The organism is Pseudomonas sp. Tri1 (assembly GCF_017968885.1).
GTDB lineage: Bacteria > Pseudomonadota > Gammaproteobacteria > Pseudomonadales > Pseudomonadaceae > Aquipseudomonas.
In genome coordinates, this window is the sequence record NZ_CP072913.1 from 847,363 (window position 1) to 870,426 (window position 23,064).

The following is a 23,064-nucleotide window of genomic DNA, read 5'->3' on the forward strand; positions in this document are numbered from 1 at the left end:
GGCGTTGCCACTGGCCCTATCCGACTCGGATGAAAGCCACTGCTCGCTAGCGCTTCACCGTTTCCTCGAGAGAGAAACGCCCCAGTGGGTTTTGCTGGAAGTGCTCGATGTTCTTGCGCGAAATATTGATGTATGGGCTGTAGTAGAGATCGATCCAGTTGACGTCCTGCTTGGCGATCGCCTGAAGGTCGGTATACATCTGCTTGCGCTTGGTCGGGTCCACTTCTACCCGCGCGGCCGCGACCAGATCCTTGACCTTGTCGTTCTTGTAGCGGGTCATGTAATTCATGTTGGTGTCATGCCCCAGCACGAAGGTGGTCTTCTGGTCCGGGTCGAGGATGTCGTTGGTCCAGTACATCACGGACAGATCGTAATCGCCGTCGATCAGCATTTGCCAACTCTGGGTCGGGTCGACTTTCTGTAACGTGGCTGTCACGCCGACCGCTGCGAGCTGTTGCTGGACCAGCACGGCGATCTGCTCGTCGGCTTCATTGCCCGCATTGACCACATAATTGAGCTTCAGGCCTGAGGCGCCTGCATCCGCCAGCATTTTCCTGGCTTTTTCCGGGTCGTACGGGCGCTGCAGATTATCGGCATTGTGATAAAGCGCGCCTTTAGGGATGTAGGAATAAGCCACTTGGCCATGGCCGAACGTCACGGTATCGACCAGGGATTTTTTGTTGATCGCAAGGTCCAGGGCCTGACGTACTTCAGGCTTGCCCAGCAGTCCGTGCTCATGGTTGATCAGCAGGTGGTCCTCGCGGGTGGAGGGATCCATGTGCACGACCAGGTTGGGATCTTTCTTCAGGGTTTCGACGCGCGAGAAGGGCACGAAGATCGCCGAATCCAGTTCACCGGCCTGTACCTTCAGCATCCGCGTATTGTCATCCGGGATGGAGATCCATTCCACGCCATCCAGGCTCACCTTGTCGGCCTGCCAGAAGTTGGGGTTCTTCTCCAGCACCACGCGATCACCGCGTAGCCACTCCTTGACGATAAAGGCGCCAGAGGCAACGGGGTCCTGGGCGTAGGCTTCCTCCCCCATTTTTTCCATGGCCTTTTGCGACAGGATGGAGACGTTGGGCAACGCCAGCTGCGCGAGGAAGGGTACTGAAGGGCTCGTGAGTGTCACCACCAGTGTCTGCGGGTCGGTTGCTTGGGCCTTGTCGATAATCTTGTAGGAGTCGCTCCACAGCGACCCTTTGTTGTCGCGAATGCGCAACAGACTGAACGCTGCATCGCTGGCGGTAATCGGTGAGCCGTCGGAGAACTTGGCCGAGCGTAGTTTGAAGGTATAGGTCAGGCCATCGTCGGAAACGTGCCAGCTTTCGGCCAGCCCCGGTACCAGCTTGGTGCCGGTGTTGTCGACGCGCACCAATACGTCGTAAACATTGGAGAACACCCAGTTATCACGGTTTTGCGCGCTTTTGATCGGGTCGAACGTCGTACTTTCTTCACGGCAACCGATGGTCAGCACGCCCGCAGCCTGGGCGACACCGGCCGCCAGGGTACAAACGGTCAACGTCGCGGCGGTCAGCAACTTCAAATGTTTCGATCGCATGGTCAGACTCCCTATTGATGAATGTTTTTTTAGAGCAATGGCTCTCCGAGCACACAGCTATAACGATGTCCATTGATGTCATGGATGGGGGGCGGCGTTTTTGCGCAGACGGGTTGTGCATACCGGCAGCGCGGGTGAAAAGCGCAGCCGGATGGAAGGTTCAGGGGGCTGGGGGGCTCGCCAGGCAGGGGGTCGCTCAGCAACGATCGAGTCGGGTCGATGTGTGGAATGGACTGGATCAGCGCGACGGTATAGGGATGTCGCGGGCTGCTGAACACGGCCTCCGTGGGCCCTTGCTCGACGATCTCGCCGAGGTACATCACGGCGACCCGATCACATAGCCGCCGAACGATCGCCAGGTCATGGGCAATGAACAGAATCGCCAGGTTCATGCGCTGCCGCAGCTCCAGCAGCAGGTTGATGATCTGTCCCTGGATGGAAACGTCCAGCGCGGCCACGCATTCATCGGCGATGATCAACCGTGGCTCGATGGCCAGTGCCCGAGCGATTCCCACACGTTGACATTGACCGCCACTCAACGAACCCGGTTTGCGGTTGGCCAGCTCCGGCCGCAGGCCGACCAGGGTCAGCAATTCATCGACCCGATGGCGAATCAGTGATGCAGGGATCGCACATCGCACTCGCAGCACTTCAGCCAGGGTGTCGCCAATGCTCAATCGCGGATTGAGGGCGGTATAAGGATCCTGGAAAATCATCGCGGTTTCGTGGCGCAATCGCTCGATGTCGATCCGCTTGCCTTGAGCCATATCCACGCCATCGAACAGGATTTGTCCGGCGCTGACCTCAGTGAGGCGCAAGATGGCCCGACCCAGGGTACTCTTGCCGCTGCCCGACTCACCCACCAACCCAAGCACTTCCCCGGTGGCCAGACTCAGCGATACACCGTTGACGGCTTTCACCCATTGCCTGTTGATCCCGAACGGACCACTGCCAGGGGCGGCGAAGCGCACCTGTAGATCCTTCACTTGCAACAGGGTCATGACGAGGCCCCCTCAGGCAGCGGGTAATGGCAGGCGATTCGGTGTGTCTCGGTCGTGACTTGCATCTGTGGCAACAGCCGCGTGCACTGGCTGCCCTGCTGAAGGCAGCGTGGATTGAAGCGGCAACCGGTGGGCAGCGCATCCAGCAGAGGCGGCTGGCCGGCGATGGTTTTGAGCATGGCATGGCCGGTGCTGGTAGCCGGTTGGCAGTCGATCAGGGCCGCCGTATAGGGATGTCGGGGATGAGCCAGCAGATCAAGCTTGGTGCCGTGCTCGCAGAGCCGACCGGCGTACATCACCGCGATCGAGTCACAGGTCTGGGCGACGACCCCCAGGTCGTGGGTGATCATGATGATTGACAGGCCACGTTGGTCGCGCAAATCCAGGAGCAGGCGCAGGATCTGTGCCTGTACCGTGACATCCAGGGCGGTGGTCGGCTCATCGGCGATCAGCACCTGAGGGTTGCAACCTAATGCCACGGCGATCATGGCGCGTTGACGCATGCCACCGGAAAACTCATGGGGATAACTGTCGACCCGCCGTAGCGGATCGGGAATGCCCACCTGGCGTAACACATCAATGGCCTTCGCCCGAGCTTCACGTTTGGACGCCCCCTGATGCAGGCGTATGCCCTCGCCGATCTGTTCGCCGATACGCATCAACGGGTCAAGATGACTACCGGGGTTCTGAAAGATCATCCCCAGCCGCCGACCTCGTATGCCCCGCATGCCGGCCTCATCCAGCGACAGCAGGTCCTCACCGGCAAGGCGCACGGCCTTGCCCTGGACCCGGAGGTTTGAAGAGGGTAGCAAGCGCATCAAGGCCCGGCAGGCCATCGTCTTGCCTGAGCCGCTTTCACCCACCAGACCGAGGATTTCGCCTTCGGCCAGGTCAAATGACACACGATCCACCAGCGTGACTTCGCCCTCACCGTGGCCGGCGATTACGCTGAGGTCCTCGACGTGCAACACCGGTGTACTCATGGACGCTCTCCGAGGTGCTCGGCGACACCGTCGGCCAGCAGACTGAAGCCCATGGCCAGGGTGACGATCGCCAGTCCCGGGAAGGTGCAGATCCACCAGGCGTTGGTGATAAAACTCTGGCCCTCGGCGACCATCGTGCCCCACTCGGCGGTGGGGGGCTGAACCCCCAGGCCGAGGTAGCTGACCGCCGCCCCATTGAGCAGTACCAGCACTGCGTCGGACATGGAGAACACGATCGAACCGAACATGGCATTGGGCAACAGGTGCCGAAACAGAATGCGTCCATGACCGAAGCCCAGGCTTTTTGCTGCCAAGGCGAAATCGCTTTCCTTGAGCACCAGAATCTGCGAGCGGATCAGCCGTGCATAGGACACCCAACCCACCAAAGCCATCGCAATATAAAAACTGCTCAGGCCGGGGCCGAGGATGGCCATGATTGCCAACATCAGCACCAGGAAGGGGAAGGCCAGGATAATATCGATCAGGCGCATGCAGATCGTGTCGAACCGGCCACCGATATAGCCGGCCAAGGCGCCGACGCAAGTGCCGATCAAGAACGGGAAAATCACCCCGATCACGGAAATCTGCAAGTCGATGCGCGCGCCCCAGATCACTCGGGAAAGAACGTCGCGACCGAAATTATCCGTGCCGAAAGGATGGGCCAGGCTCGGCCCCAGCAGGCGGATATCGGTGTTCTGGGCAATCGGATCGAAGGGCGCGACCCAGGGGGCCAAGAGTGCGAGCAACAGCCAGCCAAACAGAATCGCCAGGCCCAGCACGGTGGCCGGGCGACCGTTGCGCAAGCCGAAACGCAGCGCAAGACGCCAGGCGGGACTGAGGGTCTGGCCGCTCATCGCATGTTCACCCGCGGATCAATCATCACGGTCAGCACATCGGCGAGAAAATTGACCGTGACGGTGGCGAGGGCCAGCACCATGGCCACGCCCTGGACCACCATGTAGTCACGGGTAAAGATGCCGCGTACCAGCAATTGGCCGATGCCGGGAATGGCAAACAGACTTTCGATGACCACCGTGCCGCTGATCAACCAGCCGATGTTCACCGCCAGCAGGTTGACCGCCGGCACCAGGGAGTTGGGCAGCACATGCCGATGAAATATCGCCCGCTCGGACAAGCCCCGGGCCCGTGCGGCGGTGGCATGATCGGCTTGTAGCTCCATGAGCATGCTGGCACGCAGATTGCGCACCAGCACGGCGGAGAGTGCCAAGGCAATGGTCAGGCACGGCAAAATCATGTGATGCAGTTTGTCCCACCCTGTACGTCCATAGCCTGAGACCGGGAACAGCCCCAACTGCACGCTGAGCAGCAGGATCAACATGATGCCTAGCCAAAACGCCGGCATGCCGAGCCCTGCCGTGGTGAACAGACGAATCAGGTGATCCTGCCAGCCGCCCTTGTTGCGCGCCGCCACCGTTGCCAGCGGCACGGCAATCAGCAGCGCCAGCAGTACGCTGCCGAGCACCAGGAACAGGGTTGGCTCAATGCGGGTACTGATCAACTTCAAGGCATCGACTTTGTAGAGCAGCGATTGGCCGAGATCGCCTTTGAGCAGGTTCTTGAGAAAGTAGAAGTACTGCATCCACAGCGGCTGGTCGAGACCGTACTGGGCACGAATCCTGATCAGCGCCTCCGGTGTGCTGCGCGAGCCCAGCAGTGCCCGGGCGGGATCCCCGGGAATTGAGCGCACAAGCACAAAGGTGATCATGCTGATGCCAAACAGCACCGGCAATAGCTGTAGCGGGCGCGACAGTATGAAACGGTAGCGCGCCAGGTTCATGGGTTAGTTCCGATGGCGGTGCAGAAAATCCAGCAGGACTGGAAAATAGGCTTGGGGCTCTTCGTAGAAGGGCATGTGGCTGCTGTTGGGGAACACATTCAGTTGTACATCCTTGAGCACCATTTTCATGCGCATTGCGCAGGCTGGCGTCAGTTCATCATGTTGACCGGTGGTGATCAGCACGGGCATTTCGAAGCCGGCCATCTGCTCGATGCGATTCCAGTCCTTGAGGTTGCCGGTATAGAGAAATTCGTTGGGGCCTTGCATGGTCATGTAGGGCCCCATGTTCCAGTCGCCCAGGGAACGTGTCACCGGTGCTGGCCACTCGTCCAGACGGCAGACATGGCGATAGTTGAGCAGGGTGATGGCCGCCTGGTATTGCGGATGATCCAGGGTGCCCAAGGCTTCATGGCGCTGCATCATCGCGACGGTCTCACTGCCCAGGGCCGCCCGTAGACGTTCGAGCTCCCGGGACAGGTGAGGGATATCGCCGGCGGTATTTTCCAGGATCAGGGTTTTCAGCGATTGGGGGTGATGAATGGCGTACTCGATCGCCAGCCAGCCACCCCAGGAGTGCCCTAGCAGGTGCACTTTGCCCAGGTCGAGGGCTTGGCGGACGGTCTCTACCTCCGCCACATAACGGGTGATGTCCCACAGGGATTCGTCAGTAGGCCTGGCCGAGGCACCGGTACCCAACTGATCGAAAGCGATGACCCGCAAGCCCTTTTCCTTGAGCCAGCCGTGGCTGTCACGCAGATAATCGCAAGGCAATCCCGGGCCGCCATTGAGGCACAACAGCACCTCGTCGCCGTCGCCAAAGCCATAGGCCACCAGATGATGACCGTCGACTTCCAGGTCGTATCGCTGGTCCGGCTCGATCTCACGCCACATCATTGCTCTCCTGCCCAGGTGCCGCTCTTTGGCTAAACCTTACCGAGGAAGCTACGTGCCCATAAGCTAGCAATTCTTATAGGTTTGATCTGGCATTCCCTCGCTCAGGCGTGGCATTCTACTTGCACGATTTCAGGATTGAAATTAATAAGGGAGCTGAATGGATGCAGGCCAAGCTGTCTGACTTCAATACCCGTCTTTTGTCTGGCAGGAGCCTGGACGAGCAGATGGATAACGCCCTGGGGATGGCCCAGGCGTTAGGCTTTGAAGCCTTGGTGTACGACTACAGTCCGGTGCCGCTGGATCATGATGGGGCACTGATCACCCCGACTGTGCTGAAGTTGCGCAATACCCCCCGTGATTGGCACTCGCTCTGGTGTGAAGAGGGTTATTACCAGATCGACCCCGTCCAGCATCTGGCAATCAATGCCATTTCTCCTTTTGTCTGGTCCTATCGACCGGAGGCCGACACGGTGCTGCAGCCGTTCATCGGCCAGAGTCATGCACCGGTCGTGAGCTATCTGCAGGATTCGCGCATGACCTGTGGCGTGACGGTGCCGATGCATTTGCCCAAGGGCGGCTTTGCGACATTGACCGGGCTGCGCGCCGATACGAAGGGCAGCACACTGCAGGATGTCCGGCAGACGCTGGGCGACTTCAGCCTGATTTCCCATGCCCTGCAAGAGGCGGCTTTTCCGCTGCTCGTCAAGGAAGCCCGCACATGCCCGGTTCGCCTGACCAAACGCGAGCGTGAGTGCTTGAGATTAGCCGCTGAGGGGTTGACGGCGGCGGACATTGCCAGGCAACTCAATCGCTCCTTGGCCACCATCACCCTCCACCTGACTTCTGCAATGCACAAGCTCGGCGCCAGGAATCGGGTCCAGGCCGTGGTCAGGGCAGTGCATTATCGGTTGCTCGATAGCTGAAATCGGGCAAAAACCTATCTGTTTCTCTAGTTATTCCGCCGGCCAGTCCCCGGTATCGTGTGCCGCAGGATTTCTAGGGGGCGGCACGAAATGGATCTTCCCGTAACACACGAAGGCTTTGCACCTTTCGGTCCGTATCAGACCTGGTATCGCATCACTGGCGATTTCAGCAGTGGCCGTACGCCGCTGCTGATCCTGCATGGCGGCCCGGGCTGTACACACGATTATGTCGATGCTTTCAAGGATATTGCCAACAGTGGCTATCCGGTGATTCATTACGACCAACTGGGTAATGGGCGTTCCACCCATCTTCCGGAAAAAGACCCCTCGTTCTGGAACGTGGCGCTCTTTCTCGATGAGTTGGGGAACCTGCTGGATCATCTGGGCATTCGCGACAATTACGCACTTTTGGGGCAATCCTGGGGCGGCATGCTGGCCAGCGAACACGCGGTGCTCCAGCCTGCGGGCTTGCGCGCGCTGATCATCGCCAACTCCCCGGCGGACATGTCCACCTGGCTCCTTGAAGTCAATCGCTTGCGCCAGCTTCTACCCATTGAGGTGCAGCAAACACTGCTCAAGCACGAGCGGGCTGGAACCTTGACGTCTACCGAGTACTTTGAGGCCGCTCGGGTTTTCTACGACCGTCATGTCTGCCGTGTCACGCCCTGGCCCGACGAAGTCGCCCGTACCTTTGCCCAGATCGATGCCGATCCTACCGTTTATCACGCCATGAATGGCCCCACCGAGTTCCATGTGATCGGCAGCATGAAGGACTGGTCCATCACCGATCGCTTGTCTCGCGTCAGGGTGCCGACCCTGTTGATTTCAGGCCGATACGATGAAGCGACGCCGTTGGTGGTCAAGCCCTATGTGGATCATGTTCCCGACATTCGCTGGGCGTTGTTCGAACACTCCAGCCATATGCCCCATATCGAGGAGCGGATGGCTTGCATGGGAACTGTGGTGAGTTTCCTGGATGAGTGTTTGTAGGCCGTCTGCGCAATCCGAGCCGTCGTTTTTGTTGTTTTTTTCGACGCGTCCTGTGAGACGCGTCTCTTTTTTTGAAAGGAAAATTCCGCTCTCTTGAACCGAAAGCGATATGCAAGGTCTGGTATGCGCGTGGTTTTACGCATCAGCAATGTGAGTGTTTCGTAGGGGTAAGCCGGCATTCGGCTCTTCGTCCGCTTACGAGCTTGCTGTCATATCTGTATCGAGGGATCGAACATGTTCTTACCCGCCCATTGGGCGAGGTTATGCCTGGCTCTGCTGTGCCTTTCTCCGCTAACGCTCGCTTACGCTGCACCCACCCCTGGCGACACAGACCTGATCCGCGAGCGCCAGAATCGCTTGCTCGAAGAGCAGCGTCGACGCCTGGAAGAACTCAAGGACCTGCCCGGCAAGGAAGCAAAGCCGACTCAGCCAACGGCACCTGTCGATACCCGCTGCTTCCCGATCAAGACCATCGAACTCAAGGGCGCCGACAGCCTTTCGGCCAGTGAGCGCGAGCGGCTGCTCAAGCCCTACGTCAACCAGTGCCTGGGCGTGCCACAGCTTAACCAGCTGCTCAAGGTCATCACCGACCACTACCTGGAAAAAGGCCTGATCACCAGCCGCGCTTATCTGCCGCAACAGGACCTGTCCAGCGGTCACCTGCAAGTGCTGGTGGTCGAGGGGCGGCTGGAAGGGCTCAAGCGCGCCGAGGGCAGCAAGTTGTCGGATCGTGAATTGGCGATGGCCTTTCCCGGCAAGACCGGCGACCTGGTCAACCTGCGGGAGATCGAGCAGATGGTCGATCAGCTCAATCGCCTGCCATCGAACCAGGCGACGATGGAGCTGACCCCCGGGCAGAACATCGGCGGCAGTGAAGTGCTGGTCAAGAACACCCCGCAGAAACCTTGGCGCGCCGGCCTGTCGCGGCACAACGATGGCCAGAAGAGTACCGGCGAACAGCAATGGGGTACCTCCCTGGACTGGGACAGCCCCCTTGGCCTGGCCGATCAACTGGCCTTGCGTGGCGGCCACGATGCCGTCAGCGATCACCAGAAAACCTCGCGCAACGCCATGCTCTATTACAACCTGCCCTTTGGTTGGTGGAACCTGAGTTACACCTACAGCCAGAGCGAATACCGCGCCCTGGGCCAGGCCAACGGCTTCAATTTCAAGCAGAGCGGCGACAGCCAGAACCATCAGGTGCGCCTGGAACGGGTGATCCATCGCGATGCCATGAGCAAGACCTCCCTCAATACGGGCCTGGCGTACCTGCGCACCAACAACTTCATCGAAGACAGCAAACTCGCCGAGAGCAGCAATCGCATCAGCGAAGCGCAGTTCGGCATCAACCATGGGCGGCGAGTCGGCAATGCCTTCGTCAACCTTGACCTGGGCATGCAAGAGGGTATCGGAGCCCTGGATGCTCAGGGCGATCACGACCCGGGGCCTGGGCTACCGGATGCGCGCTATCGCAAATACACCGCCACCCTCAGCTACTTGCAGCCCTTCATGCTGGGCGGCGAGTCTTTCAGCTTCAGCAGCTTGATGACCGGCCAGCGCAGCGAGGATGCGCTGTTCAGCTCGCAGCGCATGAGCCTGGGCGGGCTGTCGTCGATCCGGGGCTACAAGGACCAGACACTGTCCGGCGATAGCGGCGGCTACTGGCGCAACGACCTGCGCTGGAGTCGCCCGGTGACCCTGGAATGGCTGCGCCCGGTGTTCGCCGAATACGGCACCAGCCTCGGTTATGACCAGGGCGTGATTCGTGGCAATCGCTACAACGGCGACGAGCACGGGCGCATGTCGAGCAACTCGCTGGAGTTATTCGCCCGCGGCGAGCACCTGAGCGCCAGCGTGACCTTCGCCCACTCCCTGGAACGTCCGGATGCCCTGACCGAGCGCGAAGCGCCGATCTACTTCCGCGTGGATGTACTCCTTTAAACAAATTCTGCTGCAACGAGACCTGAACATGGACGATCGCCAATACACTTTCCTGGCCCGCCAACCCTCTGCTGCCCTGCAACCCCGCGAGCAGTTCTGGGGCATGCCCAAGCGCGGCCTGGCATTCCTGTTGGCCAACGTCATGTTCTGGCAACCGATGTGGGCCCAGGCCGACGGCATCGTGGTCAGTGCACCGGGCACCGGCCTCGACCGGGCGGGCAACGGCGTGCCCATCGTCAATATCGCCAAACCCAATGGCAACGGTCTTTCCCATAACCAGTTCAAGGACTACAACGTCGGCAGCAACGGCGTGATCCTCAACAACGCCACCAACCCCGCCCAATCCACACAACTGGGCGGGATCATCCTTGGCAACCCGAACCTCAAGGGCACGGCCGCCAGGGTCATCCTCAACGAAGTCAACGGCGGCAACCCGAGCCAGCTGCGCGGCTACACCGAAGTGGCGGGGCAGTCGGCCCATGTCATCGTCGCCAACCCTTATGGCATCACCTGCAATGGCTGCGGGTTCATCAACACCCCGAAGGCGACCCTGACCACGGGTAAGCCGATCATCGAAAACGGCCAGGTGAACCGCTATCAAGTGGATCAGGGCAGCGTCACCATTGAAGGCGCCGGCCTTAACGCCAACAACGTCGACCGTTTCGAAATCATCACCCGCAGCGCCAAGATCAACGCCGAGATCCAGGCCAAGAATCTGACCATCGTCGCCGGGCGCAACGACGTTAACGCCGGCACCCTGAATGCCACCGCCCGCGCCGACGACGGCAGCGCCAAGCCGGAACTGGCTATCGATTCTTCGGCGTTGGGTGGCATGTACGCCGGCGCGATCAAGCTGGTGGGGACTGAAGCTGGGGTTGGGGTGAAGCTGGACGGCAAGATGGTCGCCAGTGGGGGGGATATTCAGCTTGATGCCAATGGGCATTTGAGCATGGCCGAGACGGCCGCCGCCGGTGCCGTCAACATCCAGGCCAACAGCCTGGAAGCCCGCGGCCAGGTGTACGCCGGTAGCCGTTTGGACGTGAAGACCCAGGGCGACCTGACCAGCCAGAACAACCTGGTGGCGCGCGACAGCGTTCACCTGGACAGCGGTGGCACGCTGAGCAACAACGGCATCATCGAAGCCGGGGTCAACGCCGATAACAGCCGCAACACCACAGGTGATGTCACCCTCTCTGCCAAGCAGTTGAACAACGCCGGAAAAACCGTCATCGCCAGTCGCGACCTGAATGTCACGACCAGCGCCGGGCTGAACAACCAGGGCGGCACCCTCAGTGGGCAGCGCAAGACTACCGTCATCGGCAACGTTGTGGATAACCGCAATAAAGGCCGCATCCTTGGCGGCACCGAATTGCACCTGACCGCCAATCAGGTCCTGAACAGCCAGGGCGGCCTGATCAATAGCCAGGGCCTGCTGACGGCCAACCTGGGCCATCTGGAAAACAATGCAGGTGAACTGTCGAGCCTGAACAGCGCGACGCTGATCCTCGGCAGCCTGGACAACCTGACCGGCCTGGTCATGGCTGGCAAAAACCTCGACATCACCAACACCGGCGCGATCAAAAACCAGGGCGGCGAGCTATCCAGCCAAGGCGTCATGACCGTGCGCACCGCCAGCCTGGACAACAGCAACAAAGGCACCGTCGCCGCCAATGGCAAGCTGCTGGTCAGCGCGACTGGCGCGGTGAACAACGCCGACAAAGGCCTGATCGCCAGCCGTACTGGCGAGGTTGAGCTCGATGCTGCCAGTCTGAATAACGCCAAAGGCACGCTGCAAGGCAAAGGCTTGGTCACCGTGGATGTCGCGGGCGATATCGATAACCAGGGCGGCAGCATCATCGCCCAGGACGCCAACCTGAGTGTCTTCGCCACCAACCTGGACAACCGTGGTGGCGTGCTGTCCAGCGTCAAGGCCGCGCTGGAGGCGCGCACCACCGGCGTGCTGAAAAATGGCTATGACGTGAATCGCCAGGGCGGCACGATCCAGGCCCAAGGACTGAACATCCAAGCCTTGGCGGGGCTGTTCAACGACGGCGGGCGCCTGGCCGCGCAAGCGGGCGATATCGTGATCAGCAACGCGGGTGCGGATATCAACAACCGCAGCGGCGGGATGTACGCCACGGGCAAGGTCCAGGTCATTGGCCGAGATCTGGACAACAGTGGCGGCGGGCAGATCAGCGCCAGTCGCATCGACTTTGACCTTTCGGGTGCGCTGAACAACAACGCCGGCATTATCGAAAGCCAGGACAGCCTGGATATTCTTGCGGCCAGCCTGAGCAACCAGAAAGGCCAACTGCGCACCCTAGGCAAGAACAGCACCACGGCGTTCAACATCGGGGGGCTGTTCGATAACAGCGACGGCACCCTTGAAACCGCCAGTAATGATGTGGGCTTCGACACCGGCAGCGTCCAGAACGTGGGTGGCAAGCTGTTGCACACCGGCCTGGGATTGTTTGGCATCAGCCAGGCCAATCTGGGCCAGGCAGGTGGGCAACTGGTGACCTACGGCAACCTGACGGTGACGGCTGACCGCTGGACCAACAGCACCGCGATCCAGGCCGGGCACCTGGTGGTTCATGTCGATCAGCTGACCCAGACGGCCACCGGCCAGTTGCTCAGCGCCAATAGCATGGAAGGCCGTGGCAGCAACTGGCGGGTTGATGGCCTGATCGGCGGCGATGGGGCGATTGACCTGCAACTGACCGGCGCCTATGCCGGCAACGGCCGCTTGAGCAGCCTCGGCACCTTGGGCCTCAAGGCCGCGCTGATCAATCTGGAGCAAAACGGCAGCATCGCGGGCGGCGGCAACACAACCGTCGTGGTCGATGGTGTCCTTAACAGCTACGGTCGCCTGACCTCTGCGGCGGACATGAGCATCACTGCCGCCACGATCAACAACTACGGCACGCTGGGCAGTGCCGGGGCGCTCGGCGTATCGACCGGCGACCTGCTCAACGAGCACGGTTTGATCTTCAGCGGCGCCAATACCAGCCTGCGCGTCAATAGCCTGACCAACCGCTATGCCGATATCTACAGCCTGGGTGATCTGAGCATCGATCGCGACGGCCTCGGCACCCGTGCCAGCCGCATCCTCAACAGCTCCGGAACGCTGCAGAGCGACGGCAACATGCGCCTGGCCGCCAGCACTATCGACAACGTCCGCGAGGTCTTGACCACCCACGACGCCGGCATCTACACCGCCTCGATCAGGGAAGTGGCCTGCATCGAAGGGGTCAATGCCGGTGATTGCAGCGGCGGCAAGGAAAACCACGTCTGGCAGATCATCCAGCGCGACAAGTTCGAAGTCACCGCCGCCAGCGCCGCCTCCAGCATCACCACCGGCGGCAACCTGAATATCCAGGGCGACACCCTGACCAACCGGAGCAGCAGCATCGGCGTCGGCGGCGCATTGACCGCCAACCTCGTCAGCCTGAACAACATCGGCATCGAGACCGGCGAGACCGAAACCTCGCGTACCTTCATGTCCGAGCGCACGCGCAGCCCAGGTGGCTGGCGCGCCGCCGCGAATGACTTCACCAATAAATACTGGCTGCAGAGCCCAGGCTACAACGCCAATGACCTGGGTGGCCTTGAAGCCGCGATGAGCCGCTTCATCGGCATGACCGAGCGCGAAATCCCCGAGCTTGGCTCTCAGACCGCCACCACCGACAGCCAGACCTATGCCGCGATTATCCAGGCCGGCGGCGCGGTCGATGTCCGCACCCAGGGCAACGCCGACAACAGCGTCGTGCGTGGCGGCTACAACTACGTCGGCGCCGGCCCGCGCACCGATACCCAGGCTGACAACGCCTTCTCGACCCGCATCAACGTCAATCGGCAGCTACCGCCGAACCTGACCCAGAAACAGGTCGATCCGCTGGCCCTGCCGGGTTTTGACTTGCCCACCGGGCAAAACGGCCTGTTCCGCATGAGCGGCGACGGCTCGGCCACGCCCACCCAAGGCAGCGGCTTGCAACAGGTGCGCGGCCTGCCGGACAGCTCGATCAAATCCAACCCGCACAAGTATCTGATCGAGACCAACCCGGCGCTGACCGACATGCGCCAGTTCATGAGCTCGGACTACCTGCTGACAAACCTGGGCTACGACCCCGACACCGCCGCCAAGCGCTTGGGTGACGGCTTCTACGAACAACGCCTGATCCAGCAAGCCGTAATCGCCCGAACCGGCCAACGCTTCCTCGACGGCCAGACCTCCGACGACGGCATGTTCAAGTACCTGATGAACAACGCCATCGCCAGCAAGGACGCCCTCAACCTGTCCCTGGGCGTCAGCCTCAGCGCCGAACAAGTCGCGGCCCTGACCCACGACATCGTCTGGATGGAAAACCGGACGGTGAACAACGAACAGGTGTTGGTGCCGGTGCTTTATCTGGCCCAGGCCAATAATCGTCTGGCGGCTAATGGGGCGTTGATTCAGGGTTCTGATGTCAGCCTGATTGCGGGTAAGAATTTGAACAACGCGGGCACCTTGCGTGCGGCCAGCAACCTGAGGGCGACGGCTGGCGACAGTTTGGTAAACAGCGGGTTGTTGGAGGCGGGGAATCGTCTTGAGGCGTTGGCGGGGAATGATCTTACTAACCGGGCCGGCGGGGTTATTGCTGGCCGGGATGTCAGTGTTGTTGCCGTGGCCGGTGATGTGACCAATGAGCGAACCATTACCCGGCATGCCAGCAGCACTGGCTACAAGTCTGAGCAACGCGATTTTGCTGACAGCGCGGCGCGGATTGAGGCGAGTCATGACCTGAGCGCGGGCGCTGGGCGGGATATTGCCAATAAGGGAGGTATGCTCAAGAGCGGTAACGACATGAACTTGCAGACGGTGCGTGATGTGAACATCACCTCTGCCGAGCAGGTGGACAGCAACACGATGGGTAGCAGGCACCGGGACCAAACCATCACCCAACATGGTTCCAGCGCTACCGCGGGCCGCGAGATGAAGGTGACCGCTGGGCAGGACCTGAGGGTGGTCGCCAGCAACGTCATCGCCCAGAGTACCCTGGCACTGACTGCCGGGCGCGATATCGCTATCACGTCTGCGGCCAACGAAAGCCATCGTTTCTCCCAAAGTAAAAAAGTCAAAAGCAGCAGCGACCTTGTTCGCCAGCAGTCTTCGGTTATCCAGTCAGGTGGGGATCTAAGCGCCAAGGCCGGGCAAGACCTGAGCCTGGTGGCCAGTCAGCTGAAAGGGGCCAAGGACGTTGCCCTCGACGCCAGTCGCGACATCAGTCTGTTGTCCGCGAAGGACGAAGCCGCAGAGTTCTACTCGAAGAAAAGCAAAGGTTCTTTTGGCCGCAGTAAAAGCGAACAACGGGAAAGCTATGACAGCACCAACGTTGCGTCGGTGGTGGAGGCCGGGCAAGACCTGACCGTCAATACCAGCCAAGCCGCCAGTGGCGGTGTCACGCTGGACGGCGGCCGCAACGTCACGGTGATCGGCAGTCAGTTGAGCGCCGGCAATGATCTGGTGGTTGGGGCCACTGGTGATGTGGCGGTGCTCTCAGGTATCGAAGAGCACGGCTCCTACAGCAAGAAAACCAAATCGGGTTTCCTCGGCTTGTCCAAGAGCGGCAAAAGCGAGTTGAAAACCACAGCCTCCCAAGTGGCCAGCGAGCTGGAGGCGGGCAACGATGTGGTGCTGGTCGCGGGCAATGACTTGCGTTTGCGCGCCAGCGAAACCACTGCCGGTAATGACGTTGAACTGCGTGCGGGCCTGGTCAAGGACAGCGGCGACATCAACCTCGTCTCTGCCAACGACACCGCTTACAGCCATAGCGAGCAATACAAGAAGAAAACCGGGCTCTCGGTCTCGGGTGGTTTCTTGTCGTTCTCCTCGGCCAAAGAGTCGGGCCGGATTGCGCAAAGCAGTACCAGCGTTGGTAGCCAGGTGACGGCTGATCGTGATGCAACTCTACAGGCTGAGCGCGATATCAACCTGGTGGGTAGTGGCATCGATGCCGGGCGCAATGTCAGTTTGAATGCCGGGCGTGATGTGAATGTTCTGGCTGCGCAGAACAGTCGTTCCGAGCGGGATTGGGAGAAAAACAAGCAAGCTGGGATCGGTGTTTCTTCGGATGCCAATGGGATCAATTTCTTTGCAGGTGCCGATAGCCTCAAGGAAAAGAACCGTCTGGAACAGCAGACCGCTGCCGCCAGCCAGATCAGTGCAGGGCAAGATGTTGCCATCAACGCTCAGCGCGATATCAACCAGACGGGTTCTGATCTGCGTGCCACCCGTGACATTGGCCTCACGGCCGGACGCAATCTCAACATCGATGCTGCACGCGAGACCCAACTGACCGAGCAGGAGCGCGAAGCCAGTCGTAATGGGCTTGGCATTTCGTTCAATCATAACTACGGCAACACCAAGGACGCGGTCAGTGGCGCAGGGAAAGGGGAGAACGGCGTCAGCAAGGCGTCCAGCACCCTTAAAGGCATTGATGCCGTCACTCAATTCGTCAACGGACCGACCGTTGACGTCAAGTTCGGCAACAGCACACAAACCAGTAGTCAGCAGGTCATTGAGCAGACCAACCGCGCGTCGACGTTCGATGCGGGCAACGACCTAAATCTCAATGCCGGTAACGACGTCACGGTCAAAGGGGGTCAGCTAAAGGCCGGGCGGGATATCAACGTCAAAGGTCGCGACGTCACGCTGGATGTGGCGAAGGGAAGTGTCAGCCAGGAAAGCACTGATCGCCAAAGCTGGAGTGGGATTCATGGTGGCACCAGTGGCGGCTTTAAACTGGGTGTCGGTGGCAGCTACGGTGTTGCCACCGAGGACGGCGTTTACGGCAGTTCGACGGCCACTCAGGTTGCCGCTGGAAGGGATGTCAACGTGGACGCCAGCCATGACATCAACCTGGTAGGCACTCAGGTCAAGGCTGGGCGAGATATTGCGCTCGATGCCGGTAATGAGCTGAACATCAGGTCGGCGCAGAACGCCAGCGACAGTGAGAGCAACCGACACAACGGTGGTGGCGAGGCAGGCCTGACATTCGGTTCTCAAGGCGTAGGCGTCTACGTCAGTGTGAACATCGGCAAGGGCAATCTTGAGCGCGAAGGTAACCGCCAGCAAGAAGCCTATCTCTACGCGGGCAATCGCCTGGGCTTCACCAGCGGCAAAGACACCAACATCAGCGGTGCCACCCTGCGCGGCGATGAGGTTGTTGGCCGTGTCGGCGGCGACCTGAATGTCTCCTCGGTGCCTGACACAGGCGAAGTCAAAGGCAAAGAGTTCGACCTCAGCGTTACAGCGACCTTTGGTCCAGGGGCTGGCGTCAGTGGCTCTGTGGGATATGGGCAGACGACCGGTGAGACCCATTGGGTCGAGCAGCAAACCAGCATCACCGGCAAAAACAAAGTCGATATCCGGACCGAGGATCACACTCAACTGGATGGTGCCCTGATCGCCGCCGACAACGGCAACCTCAAACTGGACACTGGGACTCTGGGCTTCAGTGATATCGCCGGTAAGGACAAGGAACATGGCTATTACCTGAACGTGGGTGGCAGCTACTCCCAGGGGGGAGGCGGCGCCCAGGACAGCAGTCAGGTTGGCAAAGGCGAGAAAGATAAAAACGGCTGGAGCATCAGCGGTTGGGAGTACGAAAAGGATCGTCAACAGATCGTGCGGGCGACTGTTGGGGCCGGTGAAGTGGCGGTACGCAATGATGCTCAGACCGGGACCGATTCGACGGCAGGGCTCAACCGGGACGTGAGCAAGGCCTACGAGATCACCAAGGATGAGGAATCTCGGACCGACTTGTACGTCACCAAGTCCTCGGTGGACGCGGTGATGGATACCTCTGGGACGGTGCAGGCTTGGAAGAACAGCATCAAAAGCTACCCCGATAGCAGCCTGAAAGCGTATGAGGACGCGCTCAAGTTGGTTAATGGGCCGGTGGAGGCCACCAAGCAGATCTGGACCAACATCCAGGCGCAGCGGGTTTCAATTGATGAGGTGCCTGCTGCGGCGAGAGCTGCGCTGGGGGATGAGGTTGCGCTGAATGTTGCGAAGAACTTGGTTCGCAATGGTAAGGATGCTGGGGATATCCAGGAGCTGAAGCCTGAGGATGTAGCCGCTATCCAAAGCTTCGCGAAGAGATTTGCAGAGTTTGCCAAGCTGCAAGAAAGCTGCGATGCCAAGGGGGGCTGTGTATCAAATGATTCGGAGAAAAAGCCTCGTACCCTTGCTTGGTATACAGATACCGATGGCACCTTGAAGTGGCGGAAGGTCGAAGACGTGCAGGTGGACACGCCGGGTAGAAAGCTGCTGCAAGAAACTGCGCGGTTGCAGACGTACTTGGACGGTCTTCCAGTAGAACAAGCGCAGCTCCTGGGCTTGGGGATTCAGGCAGTCATGGGGCCCGCCAAAATGGCGGTCGGTCTCGCTGGGAACGTGGTGGTCGACAAGCTGTTTGGCGACAAAATCGCTGCGGCAAAAGATTCAGTATCGAAATCGATTGCAAGCGAACTCAGTGACAAAGATAAGGCTGACCTGGAGATTAGCGATAATCTCTTCAAGATTCGCCACGAGCAGGGTCGGGGTGAACAGTCGGGCGATGTGTACGTTCGTGGCGCAACGACGCTGCTGAATATAGCCTTGGGGACGGTTACAAATGCTGCAGGTGCTGCGACGGGTAAGGTTGTCGGCATCGTTGGTAAGGGACCTTCGGATGGTATAACGAAGGGGACCGATGGGTTGGAGATTGATCCGAAACATCCGGATTGGGCTAAGGAATTTGGGGATACGCCGTCGAAGGGGTGGGTGGAAGCGGGGCCGAAAAACAATCAATCGTCGGTAACGCCTGACGGATCGAAACCGAATGTCGCCGAAAGTACAACCGAGACGAATGTTTCGTATCCTGTCGTGAAGGTGGATACCAACCAGTCAGTCAAAGGGTCGCCCACTTACGAAATACTTAATAATCCAGAGGCCAGGAGCCCTAATACTCGGTATGAGCTAGATAATGGTGACTCTTTCGTTACAAACAGTCATGGCATGGTAGAAGAACTGACGTTTACGCCTGCTAATGTCAAAGTCCCGAGGGATTCCAGGCAGACAGCCGCTGGTAAGGAAGGACGCGAAACGGACGTTGGCGGGCATGCTCAAGCGTGTAGTCAGGGTGGGACGTGTGATGGATACAATCTCTTCCCGCAGGATCAGAACTTCAATAACTCGGCGTATAAAGTTTTCTATGAGCACAGAATAAAAGAGGCGCTAAATGATCCCTCTAAAACGGTTGGGGCAACGACGATAAAGTTCAGGCGAGATGACCCAGCCTCGGCAAGGCCCGATGCGATACAGTTAACATATACTATAGATGGGAAAGCAAAAACATTAATCTTTAAAAATGAAGCTAATGAGCTGCCGGAGGTTTTGTAGTGGTAACCAATGATCTTGAGCTGGTTAAAAAAATATTTGAGTTGGTTGAGTCTGGGATTGTGCACGGGTACGACTTCTTTTGTTATAAGGTTGAAGTAGGAGAGGGGTGCATGGAAGCGGAATTGACTGTGAAGAAAAATGAAGTTGAGTTTCATGACGTTGAGACTGATTTCGATAGTTTTCTAATTTATGATTTCGTTGAAAAACTAAAAGCCAACGCTGTCGGCCGCGGTGAAAATTGGCATTCATTTGTTATGACTTATCAGCGTGGTGGCAGTGTAAAGACGAATTTCTTATATTGATTTTTGTTCGGCGACAAGATGTGGTCTGTCCCTAGGGTTTTTGAGCAAAAAAGAGGAGCAAAAAAGGGACAGATTTATTTTGTGAAACGCAGAGGGGCAGATTTGTTGGTTTTGCTCGGGTTGTAAATAAATCTGTCCCCTTTTCTTCCATGCCCAGTCCCCTTTTGGTTGGCCGGCCATCACCTAACTCGCCCTTCAGGCGAAACAGCGTTTAGCGTCAAAAGGCTGTTTCTCCTTAAGTATGTGGTAGCTCGCACGCGCCAATTTATGAGCCAGTGCTTTGGTCGCGACCACGCTGTTTGTCTTGGCTTTCTTTTTCTCGAAAAATCGTTTGGCATCGTCACTGAAACGCCGGGCAAAATTGGCTGCTTCAATGAAAGCCCAAATGAGGTAAGCGTTGCCATTTTTTGCGTTGCCTTCACCTTTCTTTTTTCCGTTGGAGTAATGCGCACTTTTTACGCAGCGAGCGTAAGAGGCGAAGTTGCCGACCTCTGCAAAACGGTCTATGTCACCGGTTTCCAACATGATGATCGTTGCCAGTACTTCACCCACGCCTGGCATCGTTTTTAGCAACAAATATTCAGGTCGTAGCTTGGCCTGTTGAAGCAGTCGCGCTTCTAGCTCGGCGATCTGCGCCTCGAGCGCTTGGATGACCACCACATTGGCCTTCATCGCCAAAGCCACATCTATTGGCAGGCCCAGCCTGTCAACAGATGCGGCTGAAAAGCCTTTGATTTCATTACAGCTAAAACTATGCCCAAATTGACGTGCAGCGATATTTTCGACGGCCAGGATGTGCTGGGTTCTTGTGCGAACCAATTGAATTCGTTTACGCGCCAAATCTCGTAGCGCTCGTTCGTGCGGAGGATGAATATAGCCCGTCGGCAGAATCCCCAGTCGCAGCAAATGCGCGAGAAATACGGCATCATCCTTATCGTCCGAGTGCTTCAAACCGTCATAGCGTTTCATCGCCACCGGGTTCGCCAATTTGACGTTCAAGCCCGCAGCCATAAGGCCATCGACCAGCCAATACCAGTTGTACGTCGACTCGACCACCACGCCGGCCAACTCGTCACGGTGCGGATCGAGGAGCGCAATAATCGGCGTTAGCTCATTGGGACAGCGCCGGCTCACCAAAACTCTATCCGTTTCGTCGGTAACCACGACAACGCTGTTGTTCGAATGCAGGTCTATGCCACAGAATTTCATCACGGCCTCCTCAGCAAAAGTCTAAGTTCGCACCTTGAATTTTGCGCCACCCCTGTGAGGTGGGGAGGCCGGCCAGATGATTCTCAGATTTATTTTGTGAAACGCAGACGGGCAGATTTGTTGGTTTTGCTCGGGTTGTAAATAAATCTGTCCCCTTTTTTCTTTTTTAACAGAATAAAACAATTGAGGGTAATAAATGGAGTGGCGTAACCCCTAGTGGGGTTAGAGTTGAAGGGTACGTGAATCCGAAAACTACTGTATATCCCAAGCTTTAGGTGTTTGTATAATGAGACTGCAATTTTTATGGAGTGAAATCTCGGGTGCATTTTCTCCGGGCTGTAGTTCAGATGTTGTCAAAGTGGACGGGGTTAGTCCACTTGCTTGTCTCTTAATGGACGATGGCGGACAAGAGTTGTTGGGCACTATTTCTTGGCTGAAAGAGGGAGTCAAGCGAATAGGGTTAGTTAAGGATTCAACGGTTGGTTTGGCAGATTGGAGTCGCGATGCTTGGGGGGCAGAGTTAACCAAGGATCAGGTGAAAATTTACTCGCTCTATGATGAGAGTTATTTCGAGCTTATAAGCCTTTTTTCTTTTGAAGCTGCCATGTTGGCATGGATTAATTTTATTGAAATGGGGCCGATGGTTGGGGGGAGAGAAGTTGAAGTGTAAATTGTTCTTGTGAGAAGTTGCTAGAGCGAACAAGAAGGGGGCAGGTGTCAAAAAAGGATCGAAAGTGGACAGATTTATTTTATGCAGGAAAGAGGGCAGATTTATTTTGTAAACGCAGAGAGCGCAGGCTTGTTGGTTTTTCTCTATTTATAAATAAATCTGTCCCCTTTTTTGAAGCGTTTGATTAAGTAGGTGCGCAAATATGGCTGATAAACAAGTGTATGAGTTGAGTGTTGATGACTTGGCTAGTTATGGCGTCTGGTACTTTCCCATGGATGAGTCTGTTGAGGATGAGTTGACGGTCCGTCCTCTCGCTGAGAAGGTGGTTTGTGCTGATGCTCAAATAATTGTTCGGACTAAATTTGTTGGGGTAGATGGTTCTAGTTACTTGGGGTACCTGTACTGGGATGGTAGTGGGGCGGTAGAATACTTAAAGCCTGTTGTTTTTCTTGAAGATGGCTCATCCGTTACATTTTGGAATGGAATGGTTAAACCCTCTTGGGATGATTATTCTGAAAGAGCACAAGGGGTGAGGGCGATATTTCCTATTTCATATGTTTCAGAACCTCTTCTCGATCTTTCTGAAATTTCAGGGAGGCTTGAGGGGCTCTATTACTTAGATGAAGATCAGATATCTTGGGTGAGATGATAATGCAAAAATACACGAAATGGGCGGATTTATTTTGTGAAGTTCAAAGGGGCAAGCTTAAGCGAAAAGGGGACGGATTTATTTGTTTGCTCAGTTCTAAATAAATCTGAGAATCATCTGGCCGGCCTCCCCACCTCACAGAGGTGGCGCAAAATTCAAGGTGCGAACTTAGACTTTTGCTGAGGAGGCCGTGATGAAATTCTGTGGCATAGACCTGCATTCGAACAACAGCGTTGTCGTGGTTACCGACGAAACGGATAGAGTTTTGGTGAGCCGGCGCTGTCCCAATGAGCTAACGCCGATCATTGCGCTCCTCGATCCGCACCGTGACGAGTTGGCCGGCGTGGTGGTCGAGTCGACGTACAACTGGTATTGGCTTGTCGATGGCCTTATGGCTGCGGGCTTGAACGTCAAATTGGCGAACCCGGTGGCGATGAAACGCTATGACGGTTTGAAGCACTCGGACGATAAGGATGATGCCGTATTTCTCGCGCATTTGCTGCGACTGGGGATTCTGCCGACGGGCTATATTCATCCTCCGCACGAACGAGCGCTACGAGATTTGGCGCGTAAACGAATTCAATTGGTTCGCACAAGAACCCAGCACATCCTGGCCGTCGAAAATATCGCTGCACGTCAATTGAAAAAAGGGGACAGATTTATTTTTAAGCGTAAGCGGGCTGATGTTCTGCTTCCTAAGTAAATAAAACTGTCCCCTT

General features: G+C 57.7%; 15 protein-coding genes. 8 read left to right on the forward strand and 7 right to left on the reverse strand.

From position 1 onward, the window contains the following. Positions 1 to 46 precede the first annotated feature (46 nt). The 6 genes from J9870_RS03610 to J9870_RS03635 are packed head-to-tail and all read right to left on the reverse strand — an operon-like array spanning position 47 to position 6,234. Complete coding sequence (locus J9870_RS03610; RefSeq protein WP_210642743.1) at positions 47 to 1,561, reverse strand: ABC transporter substrate-binding protein; 1,515 nt, start codon at positions 1,559 to 1,561, stop codon at positions 47 to 49. 29 nt (positions 1,562 to 1,590) lie between these two features. Then, positions 1,591 to 2,562, reverse strand: a complete 972-nt coding sequence (locus tag J9870_RS03615; RefSeq protein ID WP_210642744.1) for an ABC transporter ATP-binding protein — start codon at positions 2,560 to 2,562, stop codon at positions 1,591 to 1,593. Beyond that, positions 2,559 to 3,545 (reverse strand): ABC transporter ATP-binding protein, encoded by a 987-nt coding sequence (locus J9870_RS03620; protein WP_134922755.1) that lies wholly within the window; start codon positions 3,543 to 3,545, stop codon positions 2,559 to 2,561. Before J9870_RS03620 ends, J9870_RS03615 begins: the two co-directional genes overlap by 4 nt. Next, complete coding sequence (locus J9870_RS03625; RefSeq protein ID WP_135843584.1) at positions 3,542 to 4,399, reverse strand: ABC transporter permease; 858 nt, start codon at positions 4,397 to 4,399, stop codon at positions 3,542 to 3,544. Before J9870_RS03625 ends, J9870_RS03620 begins: the two co-directional genes overlap by 4 nt. After that, positions 4,396 to 5,343, reverse strand: a complete 948-nt coding sequence (locus J9870_RS03630) for an ABC transporter permease (protein ID WP_135843585.1) — start codon at positions 5,341 to 5,343, stop codon at positions 4,396 to 4,398. Before J9870_RS03630 ends, J9870_RS03625 begins: the two co-directional genes overlap by 4 nt. A gap of 3 nt (positions 5,344 to 5,346) precedes the next feature. Further along, on the reverse strand, positions 5,347 to 6,234 hold the full coding sequence (locus J9870_RS03635; protein ID WP_210645088.1) for a proline iminopeptidase-family hydrolase: 888 nt from the start codon (positions 6,232 to 6,234) through the stop codon (positions 5,347 to 5,349). 164 nt (positions 6,235 to 6,398) lie between these two features. Here J9870_RS03635 and J9870_RS03640 point away from each other — a divergent pair, with 164 nt between their 5' ends. The 5 genes from J9870_RS03640 (at position 6,399) to J9870_RS03660 (ending at position 19,817) form a co-directional block, all read left to right on the forward strand. Next, on the forward strand, positions 6,399 to 7,160 hold the full coding sequence (locus tag J9870_RS03640; RefSeq protein WP_135843586.1) for a LuxR family transcriptional regulator: 762 nt from the start codon (positions 6,399 to 6,401) through the stop codon (positions 7,158 to 7,160). Positions 7,161 to 7,250: 90 nt separating this feature from the next. Beyond that, positions 7,251 to 8,150 carry a proline iminopeptidase-family hydrolase gene (locus J9870_RS03645; protein ID WP_210642745.1) on the forward strand — a complete coding sequence of 300 codons (900 nt, stop codon included), beginning with the start codon at positions 7,251 to 7,253 and terminating at the stop codon, positions 8,148 to 8,150. Between the two features lie 234 nt (positions 8,151 to 8,384). Then, positions 8,385 to 10,091, forward strand: a complete 1,707-nt coding sequence (locus J9870_RS03650; protein WP_210642746.1) for a ShlB/FhaC/HecB family hemolysin secretion/activation protein — start codon at positions 8,385 to 8,387, stop codon at positions 10,089 to 10,091. Positions 10,092 to 10,119: 28 nt separating this feature from the next. Continuing rightward, a complete protein-coding gene (locus J9870_RS03655) occupies positions 10,120 to 19,515 on the forward strand; it encodes a hemagglutinin repeat-containing protein (RefSeq protein WP_246883072.1) in 9,396 nt (3,131 codons plus the stop codon). Beyond that, a complete protein-coding gene (locus J9870_RS03660; RefSeq protein WP_210642747.1) occupies positions 19,515 to 19,817 on the forward strand; it encodes a hypothetical protein in 303 nt (100 codons plus the stop codon). Before J9870_RS03655 ends, J9870_RS03660 begins: the two co-directional genes overlap by 1 nt. 195 nt (positions 19,818 to 20,012) lie before the next feature. Here J9870_RS03660 and J9870_RS03665 read toward each other — a convergent pair whose 3' ends face one another. Next, complete coding sequence (locus J9870_RS03665) at positions 20,013 to 21,026, reverse strand: IS110 family transposase (RefSeq protein ID WP_210642748.1); 1,014 nt, start codon at positions 21,024 to 21,026, stop codon at positions 20,013 to 20,015. Between the two features lie 286 nt (positions 21,027 to 21,312). Here J9870_RS03665 and J9870_RS29395 point away from each other — a divergent pair, with 286 nt between their 5' ends. The 3 genes from J9870_RS29395 (at position 21,313) to J9870_RS03680 (ending at position 23,048) form a co-directional block, all read left to right on the forward strand. Beyond that, positions 21,313 to 21,696, forward strand: coding sequence for a DUF5376 domain-containing protein (locus tag J9870_RS29395; RefSeq protein WP_246883073.1), 384 nt, complete (start codon positions 21,313 to 21,315; stop codon positions 21,694 to 21,696). Positions 21,697 to 21,898: 202 nt separating this feature from the next. Then, the gene (locus tag J9870_RS03675) at positions 21,899 to 22,345 is read left to right on the forward strand and encodes a hypothetical protein (RefSeq protein WP_210642749.1); all 447 of its coding nucleotides are present in this window, start codon (positions 21,899 to 21,901) and stop codon (positions 22,343 to 22,345) included. A 193-nt stretch (positions 22,346 to 22,538) separates the two neighbouring features. After that, on the forward strand, positions 22,539 to 23,048 hold the full coding sequence (locus J9870_RS03680; protein WP_246883074.1) for an IS110 family transposase: 510 nt from the start codon (positions 22,539 to 22,541) through the stop codon (positions 23,046 to 23,048). Positions 23,049 to 23,064: the final 16 nt, after the last annotated feature.